The following is a 20,692-nucleotide window of genomic DNA, read 5'->3' on the forward strand; positions in this document are numbered from 1 at the left end:
CATCAGAATGGATTTCCATTTATTAGTTACAAACATTACAAACCCAACTTTACTTTTCTTTATATTAGGTATTGTTGCAACACTTGTAAAAAGTGATCTTGAAATTCCTGCCTCAACAAGTAAATTTATTTCAATATATCTTTTATTTTCGATTGGATTTAAAGGTGGACAAGAATTAGCAATAAGTACATTTAATACAGAGATAATTTATTCTATTTTATACGGTTTGTTTATTGCTTCAATCATTCCAATTTATGTTTTTTTTATTTTAAAGAAAAAAATGGATATAAGCAATGCTGTAGCAGTTGCATCAGCTTATGGTTCAGTTAGTGCTGTTACTTTCGTTTCAGCAGTTGCATTTTTAGAAGCTCAAACAATAACATATAATGGACATATGGTTGCTGTTATGGCATTGATGGAATCTCCAGCAATAATTGTAGGAGTAATTTTAATGATGAAATTTGATAAATCATCAAATGAAAATACTAAACTTGGAAGCATTATTAAGCATTCAATAACTAACGGAAGTGTATTGATAATTTTAGGTAGTTTAATCATTGGGTTAATTGCAGATACCAAACAAGCAGAAGGAATTAAGCCATTTACAAATGATATATTCAAAGGGTTCTTAGCAATTTTCTTACTTGAAATGGGAATGGTTACTGCATCTAGATTTTCAGCATTTAAAAAGTATGGTTTATTTCTAACACTTTTTGCAATAATTGTTCCATTAATAAATGGAAGTTTGGTTGCAATGTTAAGTTCAATTGTAACTAATAATCCTGGCAATAGATTTATTTTTGCAATTCTTGCTGCAAGTGCTTCTTATATAGCAGTTCCAGCAGCTATGCGCTTGGTGGCACCTAAATCAGATCCTGGACTCTTTATGACCATGGCATTAGGAATTACATTCCCATTCAATATAACAATTGGTATGCCAATTTATTACTCAATTATTAACCACTTCAGTTAAATTAAATCAATGAATTTTAATGTAAAAAAATTGTATCAAATTCATAATAAATTCGGTTTGAATTTTTATCATGAAAAGTTTAATTTAATACATAAAATATCATTTATTAAGTTTAATGAAAATACTAATTTAATTGATTATCATAATGTTTTATTATTTATTATATCACATCCTGAGAATAAGCAATTAAATCTTATTGCAGAAAACGAATTAAATCGAATTTCAATATATTTAAGAAAAACTCAACATGGTTATAATGAAAAATATTTAAATTCAGGTTTGCCTTATACTCAAATGAGTACAAGATTCTCACAAGAAATGTTTCAGTGGTTAATCAAACAAAAAGGATGTAAGTTAACAATTGATTCCTTTGATAAAACTGGGATTGATTTAAACACTTTTTTAAACTTAACTCTCCCAAACATATTAAAAGAAGAAACAACTTCGGAACTTTCAAATGAATTATTGCTAAATTCACTTGGCTTAAATGATCTAAAAAAATTAACTTTTTTACTAAATGAATTTGAAAAATTGAATTCACTTTTATTGATTAAAGATCATGTTTGGAATTCGTTAAAATTATTTGTAAACATTAAATTCATAAATTTAGAGTACTCAATAAGTTATAATAGATTTTCACCAAAACAAATATTTTATCAAACTGAGATATTGAAAAATTTTGATGAAAAGAACATATTCAAATCTAAATTAAGTCCACCTAAGATTTTAAATGTTAAGCAAAAACAAGCTTTAGTTGAAGTAATTAAAAAATCAATGGTTCTAACCATGAGAGAAACAGATCCATCTACTTTCATGGATGAATCTTCATTAAGAATTTATGAATTAGAAAGAGGAATTTCAATTGCTATATACGGAATGAATTCAAACAGACAACTTCCATTACAATCTTATATTGGTTATACATTATTTAAAAATGGAATACCGATTTCTTATGGTGGTGGATGGGTGTTTGGTAAAAGTGCTTTGTTTGGAATAAATATTTTTGAGGCATTTAGAGGGGGTGAATCTGGTTTTATTATGTGTCAACTTTTAAGGGTTTACATCCAAGTTTTTAATTTAAAGTACATTGAGGTTGAATCATATCAATTTGGTAATGGCAACCCTGACGGAATCAAATCTGGTGCATTTTGGTTCTATTATAAATTTGGTTTCAGACCGATAAATTCTGAGATTGAAAAATTAGCAAAAAAAGAATTTGTTAAAATTAAAAAAAACAATATTTATAGATCAAATGAAAGAACATTATTGAAGCTTTCAGAATGTAATTTAGCCCTAAATTTAGGAAAATCAATCCCTGTAAAAAGGATTGATATTTCTAACAAAATTATATCTTTAATAGCCAAAAAATACAAGGGAGATAATTTAACAGCAGTTTCAGATTCGATTAAAGAATTTTCAAATAAAACAAATTTGAATATCAAATATTGCAATAAGAATATTAATATTGTGGAGGAATTTGCTTTGTGGGTAAAAGCATTTAATATTACTGATAAAAATTTATTGAAATTATTTGTTAAAATGGTTAAAGAAAAACCTAAAAGTCCATATAATTATAATAAATTAGTTGTTAAAGTTTTAGATAAAACAATTTAGCAATTATACATTTTAAATGAATCCCAATTTACTCCAATTCTGAAAGTTTGGTAAATTCTTCCATTTTCTAAATTGCTTCCAAAGTGCTTAGTTGCTGAATGAAATGCCCCAGAAGGGTAAGCAACCATTCTATTAAAAAAATTACCAACTCTATCAATCTCAATCCATTTACTCCTATTTGTACTATCTTTAACTAACATATCTCTTATTGAATTAATATTCAAATTAAGTCTTTTAGAATCCATGGTAGTTGGTGGATTAATTAATTTTGTTTCCTTATGCATCCATAATGAAGTTCCGCAATCAATTGGCATTCCTTTTGTTAAATAGATTAATACTGTTATATCGTTATATGGTTCATCAGAATGAACCCCTGGAATTTCCTTTTTAACTCCTTTAGAAAAACCTTGATAGAATACTCCATTCTCCTCTATAGGATCAGTATCCCATCTAATGATTTTTATACCTAAAATTTTTTCTAATTTTAGTTTTATCCCAAGTTCATGAAACACACTTTTACTCCTATAACCTGTAACATGATTTGGTTTGTAAAACTCTGAAGTATTGGCAATATTTACTACTTCATCTGGGTTTGAATAAAAGTAATCTTTTACTAAAAGAAAACGTTTGTAATCCTGTTTAGACATATCTTTATAACTAATTATAGAATTAACTTAACAGTTAAAATATTTAAACAAATAATATAATATGAATTAAATAATCCGCATAATAATTAATATTTACAAAACATATCAAACAATCAAAGTTTAATTATTATTTTTTTTAAAACTTTAATTATAATTTGTAAATATCATAATATTAATAATTTTAGATATAAGAATTTCATATACTTAATTTACTAATCTAAAACTTGCATGGAGTTTTGCATTGGTCCAATTTATTGTACTTATGGTTCTGTACTCATATTCACCTGAAATTAATAATCTTAATGAATATGAGTTAATTTTAATATGGTTTTGAATATCATTTCCACTAAATTCACCCATAACTAACGTATTACTTAATATTTCTAATGGTATATTGTTCAAACTGATATTGTAAATTGATTCACTAAATACTCTCCCATCATCTAATTTAACAGTAATTTTATAAGATATCTCCATAGTTTTAACTGTCTCTTTAATACTATCTATTACTCCAGAAATACTAGCAACTACTTTTGTATCAAATCCTGTTATTAAATCTTCCTGCCAATTTGTAGAAAATTTATCTTTATCCCAGTTAATTTTTGAAAGTGATTTAGAAGATTGGCTTTGATTTGTAGCACCTATGTTATTTAATGGATCTCCATTACTAAGCCTAATTGGCCAATCATCTAAATTTGTTGATCCATCTTTCAATTGGTATAATCCTCCCCAAGTTATGTTAGTTGATCTTAATATATCCATAAAACTACTCCCAATATTAGCATTAACTTTACCTTGCAAAGCAATTTTACCAGTTGTGTTATTATATATTTTCAGCTCAATAACATAAGAGCCAACATTCTCGAATTTATGTTCAATTGTGCTATCATTTAATACTGTAATTGGTTCTGTTTCATCTCCAAAATTCCAGACATATTTTACATTTGTTGGTGCAGTTTTATTAGTTTTAGCTACAAATTTATAATCTATATTTGGCAAACCATTTGTATCTATTGGTGCTCCATTTTTTTCTGTTGTTTTAATTTCAAGTGATTGTTTGTAAATAGTTATCCATTTGAAATCTACAAATTTTTGTGTATAAGTAGTTGGATTATCCAAAAACCCATTCCTCCAAGAAAAAATGTACAAGCCAATTCTATTCTCACCTGGTGATAATGCTTTTTTAAGTTTTGTTTGAGCTAGTTTTGATCCAGTTCCAAAAACTGATGCAATATCACCATTTTCATTATAAGCATTAAGTCCAATAAATTTTTTGTTATCACGATTAAAAGATACATCAGCAGTAGGGCAAACAACTTCAAGAACAACAGAATCAGCATCGGTATTTAGAGTATCTCCTAATTCATAACCAGTTCCATCATCAACCCAAATTTGATAAGCAGGAAAAGCATTTGGATTAACTTTACCAATAGTTCCATTCTGAAATTCCTGCCATCTATTACCAATTACATCCCAATTTATAAGAGCAGTTTTTGCATAATATGATATAAATTTATATGGATGTGGTGCATCAGTTGCATTAGCTTTCCCCATATAAGGATTATATTTTTTAGTATTCCAATCAAAAGTAATTTCTTGAGGAATACCAGGGAAATTAGGATCAGCAATAGAAATCTTGCCAGAGTTGTAATCAACACTATAAGCAGTTAAAGCATGTCCGCCTAACGAGCTCTTTCCATTAACAACATTGAGATTCCAAATAGCAACAAATTGAGGTTCTCCAGTTAAAACCATAGCATAAGCTAAAGCCTTAAATTTAAGTTCATCAAAACTTGTATTAGTATCAATGTAGTTTCTTTGATTATTAAAATTCCAAGAATCAAAGTCAATATCTTCTTGAACAACAGAAGCAAATCTGAAACCTTTGGGATTATCTTGCCATAACTTATCATTAGATAAATTAACTTTATCGTATTTGTGATAAAGATTCCCTTGAGATTTTTTCTGTTCATAATAATACCACATAGAAGTCATAGTTTGCCCAGCACAATGCCCACCAGGAGCAAGGTAAGAACCATAGTTAACAAATTCCCAATCATCAACCTTAGGTTTATACCCAGAAGAAATAATAGGGGTTGCTTTTAAAGTAGATTCTTTAATAGAGCTAATAACTAAATTTGAAAAAGATTCAAGATTATTGTTAGAAGCAATTTTATACAATCCGTTGTTAAGAGTTGATGAAGCAAAATGTCTTGTAGCAATAGTTACAGAATTAGAATCAAAACTGATAATAGGCAAACCTTCAAGTTTGCCAGACTTTTCATCATAAAAGAAACCCATAGCAAATGATCCAGAAGGAACTTTGCAAGGAACTTTGATAATCATAATATCATTTGAATAACCACCGTTATTAGAAATTTTAATTAATGGAGAAATAGGATTAAAATTTGCACCAAAAGAATGTTTAATAATATTTGCATAAGAGATATTAAAATTCTTATCAATAGTATAAGCAACAGAAGGTACAGTAATTTTCAAACCATTTATAGAAGAGTCACCACTTTTCACAGAAATAACTCCTCCGCCAGTTGGGACAGAAATCTGATTAATAGGAATGAAAGTGCCAATGGAAATAGAACCAGAGTTATCATTAGGACCAACGCTACTTTCTTGACAACTAGAAAATAAAAAGAGAGAAATAGAAAACAAAAAAATCGAAAAAAGATGTTTCATATAATTAAAAAATTAATAATAATTCAATAAATTTCTTACCATTCAAAATTATTTAAAATCATAAAAAATAAATATGATATATATCATATAAAAGAATGATAAAAATCATTTTCTATTTCATTTAATTCTAGAAATTAAATAGTATTAAATTACCATTTTTACGATTGAGATTTTGAAAAATATATTTAAAAGTCAAAACTGATTTTATGTAAAAAATGTTTTTTATTAATGTAAATGGTTATTTTATTTAACTAGTAAAATCTATTAATCGAAAAAAATTCTAATAAATAAATTAGAATTCATAATTTTATATGATATCTAATATTGTTTAAAACTAATCCCAAAAAAGATGAATTTAATTTGTAAAAAGTTAATTTTAGTAATATTGATTTTTCAGATTTATAGATGTAAAACTGAAATTTAAACTGAAGGAATTAAGTCTTCTTAATATGGAGAAGAGCAATTAAATTCTATTGTAAATTTAACCCCCAAAGGAGTTTCAAGCTCAAAAATTAGAGAATAAAGATTTGGTAAATATAGACGGAAGAACTCAAGATGAACTAACAGAAACTGGATTTATTGAGAGAGCATTTAATATTGATATTAGTTCAACAAGTTTTATTGAAGAAATTAAAAAGTTAAATATTGACAAAACTTATGTGGTTTTATTGCAAAAGTGGAACCAGTAGTAGAAGAGCAATTATTGAGATGAAAAAAATTGGTAAATATAAAGTTTCAAATTTAGAAGGTGGAATATCTTCTTGGTTATCTGAAAATCTACCAGTTGTAAAAAATAAATAAAAAAAAGGCTTAATTAAATTAAGCCTTTGTGAAATATTTTTATTAAAAATTTTCTGGGTTTAATGGAATAAGATCAGGATGAACATATTTGCGACCTTTACGAACTAAAACATCATCAAAATATAAATCACTGCCAATACAAACCAAGTCCCAATGAACAGCGCTGTGATTACCATTTGGAGCAATATCATAACTTTGACCTGGAGTTAAATGAATTGACCCCCAAATTTTTTCATCAAAAAGAATATCATACATTGGTTTTTCAATATGAGGATTTGTGCCAATAGCAAACTCTCCAAATCTGCGTGAACCTTCATCTGTGTTTAAAATATTTTCTAGTGCTATTTGGTTGTTTGATTTACAATCTACAATAACCCCATCTTTCACAACTAATCTGATATCATCAAATGGCTTTCCATCATACACTGTAGGGGCATAACTAATGCATCCATTCACTTGATTTATAATAGGACTAGTAAATATTTCACCATCTGGAATATTTAAATCTCCTGCACATGGCACCCAATTTTGACCTTCAATTCCAATTTTAATATCTGTTCCTTCACCTACTAAATGAACTTCTTTAGTTTTTGATAACAATTCATGAAGAGGTTTCATCCTTTCATTTAACAAAGAATAATCTAATAAACAAGCTTTATAATAATAATCAGCAAACTGAGATGAAGTCATTTTAGCATTCATAGCAAATGCTGGGGATGGATATCGCATTACGCACCAACGTGTATTATTAACTCTTTCTCTAGTGTGAACTGGATGTCCGTATTCTTGATTATAAGCTTTTGAACTTTCAGGTGAGGCATTACTCAATTCATAAATATTTTCAGAAGCACGAATACCAATATAAACATCCATTTCTTTCATAACAGGTAATCCAAAGTTGTCTCTTAAAGAAGACCATAATTCAGTAGTCCCACTTTCTCTCATCATTCTGTCAATTTCAACATCTTTAACAAAAATGAACGGTATTGCTTTTTTAGATAAAATTGCTCTAGTCATTTCTTGAGCTAGATGTATTCCATTAATACCTTGCAACTCAACCATAACTTTATCTCCCTCTTTAGTTTGAGTTGAATAATTTATTATTTTATCTGCTAATTCTTTGTTTCTTGAATCGTACATTTTAAGTTAAATTTTTATATTTTTATAATAATTTGCAAATATAAGATATTGAATAGTAATATAAATAATTAGGGATTTTGTTTTGTATTTTTACTATACTTTGTTTAAGTCAAGGAATTTTCATTTAATTATGATAATTTTAAAAATAGCATTTAATTGAGTTAAAGTTAAATTTTATATATATTTTTTTAAAAACTATTTAATTCGTTGAAGTATATTTTTTAATAATTATTATTATATTGAATATTTATAATAAGAAAAAAAATAAAAAAATTGTATGATAAAAGTAGTTACGATTGATTTTTGGGACACATTATTTTCTGAAAGTGGGAATGGAGGTTTAAGAGAGGAAGCAAGGATGAAAGCAATATATAATGTTATTGAAAACAATAATTATAAATATGATTCTGTTACAGTTTATAGTGCATACAAGCACTTGTGGGATTACTTTGATATTCAATGGTTAGAGAATCAACGTACGCCAAATTCTTATGAATTATGCAATGTATTATTTAATAAGTTAAACATTGAAATTCCAGAACCTGAATTATTCAATTTATCTCAGATATTCAGAAAAGGAATTCTTCAACATCCTCCTGGGATTTTACCAAATGTTAAAACTGGTTTAGAATATTTATCATCAAAATACATACTTGTTATAATTTCAGATACTGCATTTTCTGGAGGTATAGAATTAAGAGAACTTATGAAAAGTACAGGAATTTATAATCATTTTTCAAATTTTATTTTTAGTGATGAAGTAGGTAGTGCTAAGCCAAATAAATTATTATTTGAAAAAGCATTGGAACCTTTTTCAGTATTACCAATTGAAGCAATTCATATTGGGGACATTGAACGAACAGATATTGTAGGAGCAAATAATTTTGGTATGAAAAGTATAATATATAAAGGTGGAGGAAAACACAAATATGCAGTAGCTGAATCTAATGCACATTACATATTAAATAATTGGAATGAAATAGAAACAATATTTAATAATCTTTAAAAAAAAATGTAGTTGAAAATAAATTATCAACTACATTTAATTTTACTTACTAAATAACTTAACAAGTAAATAAAATTAATAACTTATAAAAACAAAAAATTAATTTGCCCAATCCCAACCATCATTTTTAGTAACTAAAGATTCTGCAAATTGAAAATCATGAATTCTTAATTGTGGGGAGATTATTCCTCTAAATTCATTCTCCTCAATGTTACAAACTAAATCATAAATAGATCCACTTTGTAATTCTTGAAGTCTTGAACCCATGCTAAAACCGATTGCATCAATAAATCCTTCATTTGATCTAACTCTGAATTTTAAATGATCTTTGCCAGTAATTCTTGGATATCCAATTATCTCAGCATTCCTCAATACAAAAAGAGGTTGCAAATTTTGAGGACCATAAGGTGCAAATTGTTTTATAATATTAAAAAATTTAGGATTTAATTCATCTAATAAAACTTCAGTATCTATGTTTAATTCCGGAATCAACATTTCACTAGTAATTGCTCTATTTGCATACTCACTAAATGCATCTTTAAATTTATCAACATTATCTGGTGAAATTGAAAGACCAGCAGCATACTTATGTCCTCCATATTCAAGTAAATGAGATTCACAAACTTTTAATGCATTGTGAATATCAAAATGTGGGATTGACCTAGCAGAACCTTTTATAATGTTATCAAGTCTTGTTAACATAACAGCAGGTAAATGGTATCTTTCAACTAACCTAGAAGCAACTATTCCCAAAACTCCAGAATGCCATCTTGGGTTATACAAAACTAAAGATCTGCAAGCTTTTTTGCTCATCATTTCTTCAGCCATTTCTTGAGCATCGTTGAAAGTAACCTCATCAATAGATCTTCTATTACGATTTTCACTCTCAAGTTCTTGAGCTCTTTGAAAAGCTTTAACACTATCAACTTCGATTAATAATTCAACAGCTCTTTTAGCATCACCTAGCCTACCCGCAGCATTAATTCTAGGAGCTAAACCAAAAACTACATTTGAGGTTGTAACCTTTCCCAAAGTCAATCCTGCACATTCAATTAGGCCTTTTAATCCTGGTCTCGGTTGATTATTTATTTTCATAAGTCCATGAGTAACCAAAGATCTATTCTCACCAATTAAAGGAACAATATCTGCAGCAGCGGCTAAAGCTACAAAATCTAGATATTCGTTTTCAAGATCTTTCTTACCTAATTGAATACAAATTGCTTGAACTAACTTGTAACCCACACCACAACCAGATAAGTGTTTGAATGGATATGGGCAGTTTGGTTTGATAGGGTCTAATACTGCAACTGCCTCAGGCAATTCTGAACCAGGTTCATGATGGTCGCAGATAATAACATCAATTCCTAAAGTTTTAGCATATTTAATTTGCTCTACTGCTGTAATACCACAATCAATTGTGATAATTAAATTAATATTCTTTTTGTGAAGTCTATCAATTCCTAACATAGAAATTCCATAACCTTCAGAAAATCTATCTGGTATATAAAATTCTACATCAGAATCAAAACTTTTAAAGAACAAGTGTAACATTGCAGAAGAATTTGTGCCATCAACATCGTAGTCACCGTAAATTGCAATTTTTTCACCATCATTAATTGCTTGTATGCATCGTTCTGTTGCTGCTTTCATATCGCTCATAATAAAAGGATCATGTAAATCAGATAAACTAGGTCTGAAAAACCTTCTAGCATCTTCAAAACATGTAATCCCTCTTTGAGCTAAAATTCTAGCAATTGTTGGAGATACATTTATGGATTGACTTAAATTATTTACTGCGTTTTCATCTGTGTTGTTAGAAATAATCCAACGATAACTCAATTTATTATTATTTATAATTTATATTTTAAAAACTGAACTCAATTTACGAAAATTTTTTAGGTTTATTAATCTTTAAATTACTTTGCTATAGATAAAAGATCAATAATTTGAAGAATAGTTAACATGTTTTACCCTTAATTTGTATTTTTATTATTTTTATAAGGTATAAATCCTAATGTTTTAAATTAAATTTATATTTAACTTTAAAAATTAATTCCAATATTTTTGTATTAAAACTGTTTATTTAATATGAGTAAAGTATCGAAAGGGGTTATTTGGCAACTAAGGAAATTACCCAAATATATGATGGATGGTGAAAATCCAAAATATAAAAAAATTGCAATTATTTTTGCAGTAGTTTATATTATAAGTCCAATTGATGCAGTTCCCGAGCTTTTTGCTCCTGTTGTGGGTTGGTTGGATGATTTGGGTGTATTTACATTATTAGCTCTATTTCTTAAAACAGAACTTAATAATTATCAAAAAGAAAAATAATTTCTCTTTGATTTTTTCATTACAACTTTTGCAGTATTATATCCACTTGCTGCAAATATTCCTCCTCCTGGATGCATACTTGCTCCAGTTAAGTATAGATTTTTAATGGGAGTTGTGTAATCGCTCAAACTTGGTGTTGGTCTGAATATAAACATTTGATCAAAACTCATTTCTACATGCATTACATTCCCATTAATCATGCCATGTTTTTCTTCAATATCTAAAGGTGTTTGAATATAGTAATCTGTAATTGCATTTTTCATATTTGGAGCATACTCACTAAGTTTATCTATTAGTTTAATAGCTTCATTTTCTCTAATATCACTCCATTCTACATTGTTAGAAAGTTTGTAAGGGTGGTATTGACTCCAAATAAAACATGTATGTTTACCCTTAGGAGATAAAGTATCATCTATGGCTGAGAATGTCATCACAAGAATTGCGGGGTTTTTTGCAGAAATACCATTTAAATAATCCCCATAAGCATTGTCCAAATAGTCAGTTGATGGACAAATTAATTGTAAACCAGAATGAGATGGATGTGGATTATCTATATTGTAATCTCGTAAACTACTTGGATTTGAAATGTAATTTGGTAGTTCATCGCTAGCACATCTAATTACCATACCAAATCCATTTCCAACTTTTATGTTATCAACTCTTTTTGTTAATTCCTTTTTGACAAATTGACTTCCAACAAGATCTTTTATGGTTGTAACTACATGAGTTCCCGAAACAACTCCATACTTTGAAAAAATACATTCACCTGTTATTAATTCAATGCCAATTGCTTTTTCATATTCAATTATTACTCTTTTAACAGTTGATGAAGTATAAATTTTTCCTCCGTCATTAATTAATCTTTTACCCATCGACTGAGTTAACATTCCACTTCCTCCTTTGGGTCTTTTAGGTCCAATTTTATGAATCATCGATTGCCATCCAGCAAAATCAGCACTCGCTGTTTCAGTTGGCGGAGGACCAGATTGTGCGGCTAACCAAGTCATGGCAGATCTTATTGATTCATTTTTAAATGTTTCCTTAATATATTGCCCATAGCTTGAAAATATTTTTCTTAAGTTTTCAGTAATGTCATTTCTTTTACCAAACTTTAAAGAAAACATTGTTTTAAGAAGGTTTTTAGCAGTTGGTGTCTTTAAAAATATTTCAAAAACCCCTTCATTTATTGGATCCCAAAATTTAATAAATTTGTAATAATTATCTGCATCTTCTTCACATATTTTAGAAATAGACTGACAAGTTTTGTCCAAGTCTTTATAAAATGCAAACCAATTGCCATCTTGAGTTGGGTAAAATGCCCAAGGATCAAAATCAATATATTCTAGTCCAAATTTTTCAAGTTCTAATTCTTTCACAACAGGAGTATGGTGTATCATAAAATGAGCAGAACCACCAACATCCATTTTGTATCCATTGAACATATCTTCAGTTTGAACAGCTCCACCAATATTTGATTGTTTTTCAAAAACGCAAACATTCATACCATCTTTACTAAGGTAACATGCGGTTGTTAAGGAATTATGACCAGAACCAACAACAATTATATCGAAATCAGACATTCGAAATTTTAATAATTAATAAAGGTTAATGTAAAAAATTTATATCCAAAAAAAAATCATTTATAATCATTAATAGAAACTATTTTGTTACATATTACAAGATCATTTTTATCATTTGTTGCAATAAATGTAATTCTATTTTGTGAATCTTTAATTATAATATCTTTATAAGTTTCAATTCCAATTTCATCTAAATTAGTGTTAGGTTCATCTAAAAACAAAAAAATTGGATTATGAATTAGAGCAATAATAAATTTTACTCTTTGTAACATACCTGAACTAAAATTACCAATCAAATCATTTTTTCTATTTACTAAATTAAATTTTTCTAAGTAAAATTCAGCAAATTCTTTATCGAATTTTATTCCTCTAAAATTCTGTATGATTTCAATTAATTCAATTGAAGTAAATTCAGAATATAAATTTAAGTAAGGGGATACAAAGCCAATATATCTTGTTAGTTTATCTTCTATAATTTCAGTATTATTAGCAACCCAATTAATTTTACCACAACTTTTTTCAGTAACATTTGCTAAAATTTTCAAGAAAGTAGATTTACCTGAACCATTAAAACCAGTAACTGCAATGCAGTCACTATTTTTTGCATGAAGTGAAATATCTTTAAAAACAAATTGATTGTTGTATTTTTTACCTAAATCTTTTACAATTAGTGAATCAAACATTTCTGAAATAGATTTTTTTTGCAATATAATATGTTCAATAACTAATAACTTCAATTTTTATTTTCAAACCAAAACTTTATTTGTGTTATTAGTTATAACAACTAAAAATAAATTAAATTTCAAAAAATATTTCTTAAATTAAATATGTATTATAATTTCTTAATTTGGCACCTCTCTAATTTATTAATCTTTTTGAAAAACTTCTATATAACAGTTTGGAATCTCTCTTAATAGGAATTATAGTTGGAATGTTATTAACATTAACACCAGGTCCAATTGCAGTTGTTGTTATTCGGCAAGGAGTAATAGGAAATAACAGACGTGGTCTCCTAATAGCATCTGGAGCTGCGTGTATGGATGTTCTATATGCATTAATTGCATCATTTGCATCTTCAGCAATAATTTTATCAGTTAAAGATTTTATTAATCACAATGATTGGATTTTAGCAATAATTCAAATATTATGTATTTTAAGTTTATTGATAATGGGCATTAAATATTTAAGTAAAAGAAAATTACTAGAAGAGAATGAAACCAATAAAAGAGTTTATATAAAAAATCCAAAAGCAACTTCAGCATTCATCGGTGGAATTGTAATGTCTGTAATAAATATTGCAAGCCCAACATTCTTACCATCTTTGATAGCTCTTTCTGGCTATTTACAAACAACATCAATTGTAAATCATTCTTCAATTAGTAACTTATTGTATTCTATTGGATTTGGATTAGGAGTATTTTTATGGCTTAGTTTTCTTTTGGCTATAATCAAGAAGTATCATTCAAAAATACCAATTACTATGATGAGTAATATCTATAAAATTGCAGGTTATTCATTCCTGATTTTTGCAATAATTCTTACTTTCAAAATCATCGGATTTGATGAATTGATAGGATTAAATAATCACAATATCTCAATTCCATCATTAATTCAAAGTAACAAATAAAAAAATTCCTTAAAGTATTATTCAGATTACCTCTTCGAGATAAAGATTATAACACTATAAGGAATAAATTATTTAACTAAAGAATTTAATTATTTCCAACTAGAAATTGGAGTTGTACCAGGTAAAACTTCTATTGTTACAGTTTTTAAATTATTTGTAATATCCAATTCATTAACTTCCTTATCCTGGTCAATTGCAAGGGTTAAAGTGTGTATTCCAATTGGAAGATAAACTTGAGAAGTAAATACTTTTTTCTCGCTACTTGATAATTCTATACCATAAACTTCAGAAACTATATTATCGTTATCTAAAATTAAACGACTAGTAAAAGCTTTATTAGGAGCTTGAACTCCAGCATTTTCGATAGTGTAGGATACATTAAATGCAAATTTACCATCCTTACTTTTTTTGAATGCATAATTTGATTGAACTTTGAATGAATCATTATAAGAAACAATTTTATTAGTTCCCTGACTTATGATAGTTATTCCAGAAGTAGATGTAAGATCAACATTCCCATTCAATTGGATTGTTTCTTGTGAGTAAAGACTAATTGTTGAAACAATGAAGGCAAGACTTAATCCTGCAATAGATTTTAAAAGATTGTTCGTTCTCATTTTGATAAAATTTTTTTTGTTAATAACTGTTGTAAAGAGCTGATTGTTTTGTAAATAGGTATTTTTTTTATCATATAAGAATAAATGAGTTCTCGATCCTTTAATTAGTTGGTTAAATTGTTTATGAAATTAAATTCTTAATTATTTCTGATTCAAAAATAAAGTTAAAATCAATAGCAAAAAATAAATTGATATTAATTAAGATTCGTTAACAATTCAAATGAGCAAAAATAAATTTTATTAATATTGATTGAGCCTGATATTATATGGCTTCCAAAGGGTATACAATAACAAAGACTACAAAAAAAAATAATAGTTACTTTATTAAAATTTAATATTTAATATTTGAATTATCAATTTTAATTCTTTTGAATAATTCAATTTCTAATAATTCAAAATTTGATTGATCGCTAGTAATTTTATATTTTTTGTTGCTTAAAGATTTTATATGTAAGATTTCAAATTTACTTCTCTTAAGATTAACAGTTTCTTTTGAAATATTTACTAAATCATCCCATTTTATTACTCTTTTATTGCCAAAAATATTCTTTATTGTTAGGTTGATTGAATCAATTTTTACCCATACAATTTGCCATAATTGAAAAATAGCAGAAATTCCAAAGGCAATAAAAATATATACTCCAATTCCTATAACACTTGATGAAACTAATACTAATAAAACAATAACTAATGTGAATAACCAAATTATTAAATAAAAATATTTAGGAGGAAAAAACAAACTTTCCATCTTTTAAAATTTAAATTAAAATTACTATACTTAAGATTACAACTGAAATTTAATCATTTAAATTTAATTTGTAAATACATAAATTTATACACAATTAATAAAATAATTTATCAAATATTACACAATTTCATAAACTATTTTACAATAATATTTTTTGATGCAACAGTTCTGCTAACATCAATTTGAACTGTCCTGCTTAAAAATCTTTCTTCAGGAGTTTCATAAGATGATACTCCAGGAGGGAAGGCTAATGAGCCAATTCCTTCACCTTTACTAATTTTTGCATTAGGAGCAATTCTTTTAACATTGGCACTAACTTGTTTTGCTCTAGTATTTGATAACTTTTTATTGAATGCTTCATTTCCAAGTTTATCTGCATATCCAACAATATTTACTTCATCAGTTGATTTAATACCTTGTAAAAAAACTCTCAAGCTAGCTTCAGCTACTGGATCTAGGTTATTTTTTGCAACTTTGAAAAAGGTTAACCATAGCCTTTTAATTTCCCCTGCTGATGAATCTTTTACAACCATCATTCGCTTATAATCTGTTGCCTTATCACCCTCAAAGTTTTTTAATGTTAATATCACATCTACTTGTCTGTTATTAGTTAATGATGCTGCTAATGCGGTTGTAATAGATTGAGTTGCAGTTTTTGGCGCTCCTTTTCCATTCGCATTAAAAATAACATTCGAATCTTGTTTAACATCCAAATTCCAACTTTCAACATCATCACCATAGCTACTTCCCATTGGATCATAGTCAATCAATGGAGGAAAAATTCCAATAGAATCTGAATAAGTTTTTTTAGTTACAGGTGCTAAAATTGCAGGATTATTAGTTTCAATTTCTACTCGTCTATTTTCTGCAAATGCTTCATCAGTTTGAATAGAACTAACTACTGAGGGAACACATTTCCCTTTGTTTTTTGTTATCTCAACTCTAGAAGGGCTAATCTTCCAGATATTAACTAAATATGATTGAACTTCTTTCGCTCTTGCTAAAGCTAATTCACAATCCCCATTTTCAGAAATTTTATCAGTATATCCAATTAATTTTAATTTAGAAGTTGTGCTTTTTAACATTCTCTCACCAATAATATTTAATACATTTCTATGAAGTACTACTGGAGCTATTTCTAGAGCTTTTGTCAAATAATTTTCTGTAGAAATTAAATTAACATATCTGTCAGGAATTTTTGATGAATTTAAATCAAAGAAAATTATTGGTAATATTGGGTAAGAATCTGCTAAATAATTGGAAGAAAGTCTAATGATTTTTGCAGTATCTGCACGTGTATTTCCGTTTGTTTCCCAAGGTGTAATTTTTGCTATAAGTTCTCTTTTAAAAATAGTATCTGTTTGAGTTAATGTTCTTGTTATGAGCCTTTCTTTTTCAAGTTCAAAAGTATCTACTCTTTTCAATATTGGTAAACCTTCTTGAAATTTTCTCTTTTCATCTTTAGAAGTTTTTATTACAATAGTATCTCTAAATAGTTTTTCTATTAATCTTTCAATTCTTGGTGGTTCAAATTTTTTAATTCCAAATTTAATTGCTACTCCAATCATTAAATTCAATTGTCTCCAATTAAAATCAGAATTGATATAAGTAATTGGATAATTAAAAGATAATTCCGGAGATACAATCCTATGATTAGAATAAATAAAATCATAAGAAATCCCAGTTGTAATCCCAGCCTGAAAAGTATTAGTGTTAGGTATTTCAACATTTCTAAAGAAAAATGTATCCCTTTGATTGTTTGGGAAAGTTACATTATTTGGTGAAATTATTTTGCTTTGTGCTGTCCAATTTTTACTTAATAATAAACCAATTGTAGGACCTAAATAAAAATTCCAATTATTATAAATGTACTTTGGTAGCAAATCAAAATTTAAATGAGATGTATAAACTGATAAAGAATGTTCTCTGATAAGGGGAACTATATTATAATTAATATCCTTTACTCTAGCACTATCTAAAGTTTCATTAAAATCAGCCCAAACAGGTAGAAAGGTCATTTTAAACAATAATCCAAATGATGGTTTTGGTCTCCACTCAAGATTTCCACCCAAATAAAATCCTGGTCCATGACCATACTTGTATTTAGGACAAGTTGAGTCTTTCAAACAATCTATTCCATCAGAAGTATGAAATGAATAATCGAAACCTCCATGAAATCCTGCATACCAATGATAAACAGAATCTAAAAGTTCTTTTTCATAAATTAATTTTATATAAACAGTTTTACCAATAAATGCAGAATCTAATTTCTTTTCAGCTTTTGATTTTAATTTAGCATCATTTTTAACTTTATTATTTTTTGCTTCATTAATAGTATCTTTTGTAGCTTTCATAGACTTGAATGCATCAAGCCTATCACTGTTGTTTATTGAGTCTAAATTAGATTTAGTAACAATCACATTTTCTTGCTTTACTTTGATGTTTGTAAACTTACTATTTGAATCTAATTTACTTTTTGAGTTATTTAATTGACTCTTAAAAATAACAGAATCCTTAGCTAATTTTGTTGAGTCAGTTTTAATAGAATTAAATGAATTAATTTGACTTAAAGCAATTGTATTACTTAAAATCAAAATAAAATAAATTACCGAAAAATATTTTAAAAAATTCATCAATGTGTTATTAAAAATGGGATTGAAAAATTTTCTGAACTTGAACTCAAGCTCATGATATATAAGCCTGCAGGGTAGTTGTATGTAGGAAAATTGATTTTATATTCTCCTTCGTTTTCAGTTTTATTATCAACCAAAACTTTTTTATTCCCAACTAAATCGGAGATTACTATATTTATTATATCTTTTGATTTAATAAAATAATTAACTGTAATACTATTTGATTCTGAAATTACAGATTTTAAAATGGGGTTAGAATAATTGATGTTTAAAAATTTTATTTCACAATCGTATTGTAAAAGAGGTATGCTAATACTTGAAGTATCAAATTCAAAACAACTGTTGTTTGAAGTTGTACTTGAGATTCTAACTACTGAATTCATTGTTGATCCAATTGCGGTAGAATAAATTAATTTTGCTAAAGTATCAGGTAATATACCACATCCGCCAGATAAAGTTACTAAAGATTCACCTTTTGATTTGTTTAAAGTAAAAGATGCATTCCCACAATAACTAATAATTTTATAAAGTTCAAGTGTTGTATTTTCATGACTTAAATTTATAAAAATTGAATCATAAGAATTAAAAATTAAACCTTTATAATTTTTATTTGATAACAAAAAAACAATTCTTTCAATACCTGGTTTTCTTGCAATTGTATCTTGATTCGATAAATATAAGCTAAAATTTTGTTCATTCGCAACTGCACTAACATTAATTTCTTGAGTACCACCACATTCATCTTTAAGTACAAAAAGTGATTTGTAAATTCTTCCCGGTTCAGCATCAATCCCAGAAAACTCATAATTAATTGTTCCTTTTGTAAAAGGAGGAACAACAATTTCATTTGTAATTAACTTAAATCTATCAGAGTTATTATCAAGTAAAATATACTTTTGAATTTCATTAATTTTATTTTCAATGATAATAGATTGCTTAATTACTTTACCTAAACATGTTTTACCTAATTCACTTTGACTTATTTCATATAAAGGTTTCTGTTTTGATGTCAAAGTTACTTCAGGTGATGTTGAACTGCAAAAACCTTTAAATACTTTTACAGAATACTTACCACTTTTATTTGTTATTATACTTCTTGAAGTTGAACCATCTGACCATAAGTATTTATCATATCCAATTGGTGCTTCTAGAGTTCTTAATTCATCAGTACATATAATTTCATTCCCAATTACTTTAATTACTGGAATATCAATCTGTATAAATTTTACTAAAATTGATAAAGTAGATTTAAATCCTGAAAGCGTAGTACCAGTTACTGTGTATAGTCCAGGTTTATTAACGAGAATTGATTTTGATGTTTCACCAGTATTCCATAAATAATTATCAAAACCATTAGATGAAATTAAATAAACGCTATCACCTTCACAAATTGTTTCTAAACGTACTAATGAAGTGTCTTTTCCAATAATAATAATTGAATCTTTACCACTTTTAATAATTGAATCTTTTCCATTTTTATCTGTTGAATCATGACTTGGGTGAATTCTAATTATTGATGTATCTCTTTTTGAGATATTGATACAAAAAGTATCTCTACAAGGTTTTGAGCAATCAATGTAAGTAATAATACAATACTTCCCATATGAATTAATATTTGTACTTTGGGTAGTATCACCATTAAACCATTTGTATTTTAACCCAGATGGATAAGCAGTTAATTTAATGACCTCTCCTGGTGCAATAGAATTTAATTTGCTTGAGGAAACAATAGTTGTTTGATTCTTTTGAAATTGAGTAACAATAATTTCTGCTTTCCCCTTGCATCCATTAGAATCAGTAACTTCAACAGAATAGATTCCAGCAGTTTTAACAATTAATAAATTCCCAATAATTCCATTATTCCATTTATATGAATAATTTTTGTTTGAAACTGCATATAAAATAATACTATCACCAGGACATAAAATTGGAATGCAACTTGAAATTATTTGTACAACTGGTGATTGATTAACTTTTACATAGACTGAATCTGTTGTAATACTTATTCCATTTCCTTTATAATTAAATATTGTTACAGAATATGAACCTGTTTTTTTTACTATTATTGATTGAGTTCTTTCGCCATTAGACCATATAAAACTATCACAATCTAATGGGGCTGAAAGTTTTACACTCCCTCCTTCACAAAATTCTAAAGCTCCAGTAACAGTTATTTTAAATGTATCTTGAATACTTTTAGCCTCTGATTTATAAACAATCAAAATAAAAAGAAAGAGTATAACTTGTGGAAATAAGTATTTTTTTAAATTCATTGAAT

Annotated in this window: 16 protein-coding genes; 6 read left to right on the forward strand and 10 right to left on the reverse strand. The window is 27.2% G+C overall.

Translation table 11 applies throughout. The features are described from left to right. Positions 1–7 precede the first annotated feature (7 nt). Together IPP08_04865 and IPP08_04870 are read left to right on the forward strand one after the other, a co-directional pair. Positions 8–973 carry a sodium-dependent bicarbonate transport family permease gene (locus IPP08_04865; protein QQS67500.1) on the forward strand — a complete coding sequence of 322 codons (966 nt, stop codon included), beginning with the start codon at positions 8–10 and terminating at the stop codon, positions 971–973. A gap of 9 nt (positions 974–982) precedes the next feature. Next, positions 983–2,587, forward strand: a complete 1,605-nt coding sequence (locus tag IPP08_04870) for a hypothetical protein (protein ID QQS67501.1) — start codon at positions 983–985, stop codon at positions 2,585–2,587. On the opposite strand, the gene IPP08_04875 is transcribed toward IPP08_04870, so the two are convergent. Both IPP08_04875 and IPP08_04880 read right to left on the reverse strand, forming a co-directional pair. Next, a complete protein-coding gene (locus IPP08_04875; GenBank protein QQS67502.1) occupies positions 2,584–3,234 on the reverse strand; it encodes a hypothetical protein in 651 nt (216 codons plus the stop codon). The two genes, IPP08_04870 and IPP08_04875, sit on opposite strands and share 4 nt — an antisense overlap. A gap of 204 nt (positions 3,235–3,438) precedes the next feature. Continuing rightward, positions 3,439–5,928: a PKD domain-containing protein gene (locus IPP08_04880; GenBank protein ID QQS67503.1), complete on the reverse strand. Its 2,490-nt coding sequence runs from the start codon at positions 5,926–5,928 to the stop codon at positions 3,439–3,441. Positions 5,929–6,455: 527 nt separating this feature from the next. Here IPP08_04880 and IPP08_04885 point away from each other — a divergent pair. Continuing rightward, the gene (locus IPP08_04885) at positions 6,456–6,617 is read left to right on the forward strand and encodes a hypothetical protein (GenBank protein ID QQS67504.1); all 162 of its coding nucleotides are present in this window, start codon (positions 6,456–6,458) and stop codon (positions 6,615–6,617) included. Positions 6,618–6,771: 154 nt separating this feature from the next. Here IPP08_04885 and IPP08_04890 read toward each other — a convergent pair whose 3' ends face one another. Beyond that, complete coding sequence (locus IPP08_04890) at positions 6,772–7,869, reverse strand: aminopeptidase (protein QQS67505.1); 1,098 nt, start codon at positions 7,867–7,869, stop codon at positions 6,772–6,774. A gap of 277 nt (positions 7,870–8,146) precedes the next feature. Between IPP08_04890 and IPP08_04895 the strand changes: the two genes are divergently transcribed. Further along, a complete protein-coding gene (locus tag IPP08_04895) occupies positions 8,147–8,875 on the forward strand; it encodes an HAD family hydrolase (GenBank protein ID QQS67506.1) in 729 nt (242 codons plus the stop codon). A gap of 99 nt (positions 8,876–8,974) precedes the next feature. Here IPP08_04895 and recJ read toward each other — a convergent pair whose 3' ends face one another. Continuing rightward, on the reverse strand, positions 8,975–10,714 hold the full coding sequence (recJ, locus tag IPP08_04900) for a single-stranded-DNA-specific exonuclease RecJ (protein QQS67507.1): 1,740 nt from the start codon (positions 10,712–10,714) through the stop codon (positions 8,975–8,977). Positions 10,715–10,963: 249 nt separating this feature from the next. On the opposite strand from recJ, the gene IPP08_04905 reads away from it, so the two are divergent. Then, a complete protein-coding gene (locus IPP08_04905) occupies positions 10,964–11,209 on the forward strand; it encodes a DUF1232 domain-containing protein (GenBank protein QQS67508.1) in 246 nt (81 codons plus the stop codon). On the opposite strand, the gene IPP08_04910 is transcribed toward IPP08_04905, so the two are convergent. Beyond that, positions 11,194–12,789: an NAD(P)/FAD-dependent oxidoreductase gene (locus IPP08_04910; GenBank protein QQS67509.1), complete on the reverse strand. Its 1,596-nt coding sequence runs from the start codon at positions 12,787–12,789 to the stop codon at positions 11,194–11,196. The two genes, IPP08_04905 and IPP08_04910, sit on opposite strands and share 16 nt — an antisense overlap. A gap of 56 nt (positions 12,790–12,845) precedes the next feature. Continuing rightward, a complete protein-coding gene (locus tag IPP08_04915) occupies positions 12,846–13,526 on the reverse strand; it encodes an ABC transporter ATP-binding protein (GenBank protein ID QQS67510.1) in 681 nt (226 codons plus the stop codon). Positions 13,527–13,687: 161 nt separating this feature from the next. On the opposite strand from IPP08_04915, the gene IPP08_04920 reads away from it, so the two are divergent. Then, positions 13,688–14,416 carry a LysE family transporter gene (locus tag IPP08_04920; GenBank protein ID QQS67511.1) on the forward strand — a complete coding sequence of 243 codons (729 nt, stop codon included), beginning with the start codon at positions 13,688–13,690 and terminating at the stop codon, positions 14,414–14,416. Positions 14,417–14,505: 89 nt separating this feature from the next. On the opposite strand, the gene IPP08_04925 is transcribed toward IPP08_04920, so the two are convergent. From IPP08_04925 to IPP08_04940, 4 genes are all read right to left on the reverse strand, one after another. Further along, entirely contained in the window at positions 14,506–15,033 is a 528-nt protein-coding gene (locus IPP08_04925) for a hypothetical protein (protein QQS67512.1), read from the reverse strand. Between the two features lie 331 nt (positions 15,034–15,364). Next, positions 15,365–15,781 (reverse strand): hypothetical protein, encoded by a 417-nt coding sequence (locus tag IPP08_04930; protein ID QQS67513.1) that lies wholly within the window; start codon positions 15,779–15,781, stop codon positions 15,365–15,367. Between the two features lie 134 nt (positions 15,782–15,915). Beyond that, on the reverse strand, positions 15,916–18,375 hold the full coding sequence (locus IPP08_04935) for an OmpA family protein (protein ID QQS67514.1): 2,460 nt from the start codon (positions 18,373–18,375) through the stop codon (positions 15,916–15,918). A gap of 38 nt (positions 18,376–18,413) precedes the next feature. Further along, entirely contained in the window at positions 18,414–20,687 is a 2,274-nt protein-coding gene (locus IPP08_04940) for a hypothetical protein (protein ID QQS67515.1), read from the reverse strand. Between the last annotated feature and the right edge of the window lie 5 nt (positions 20,688–20,692).

The organism is Chlorobiota bacterium, from assembly GCA_016700335.1.
In the GTDB taxonomy this organism is placed as follows: Bacteria; Bacteroidota; Ignavibacteria; order OLB7; family OLB7.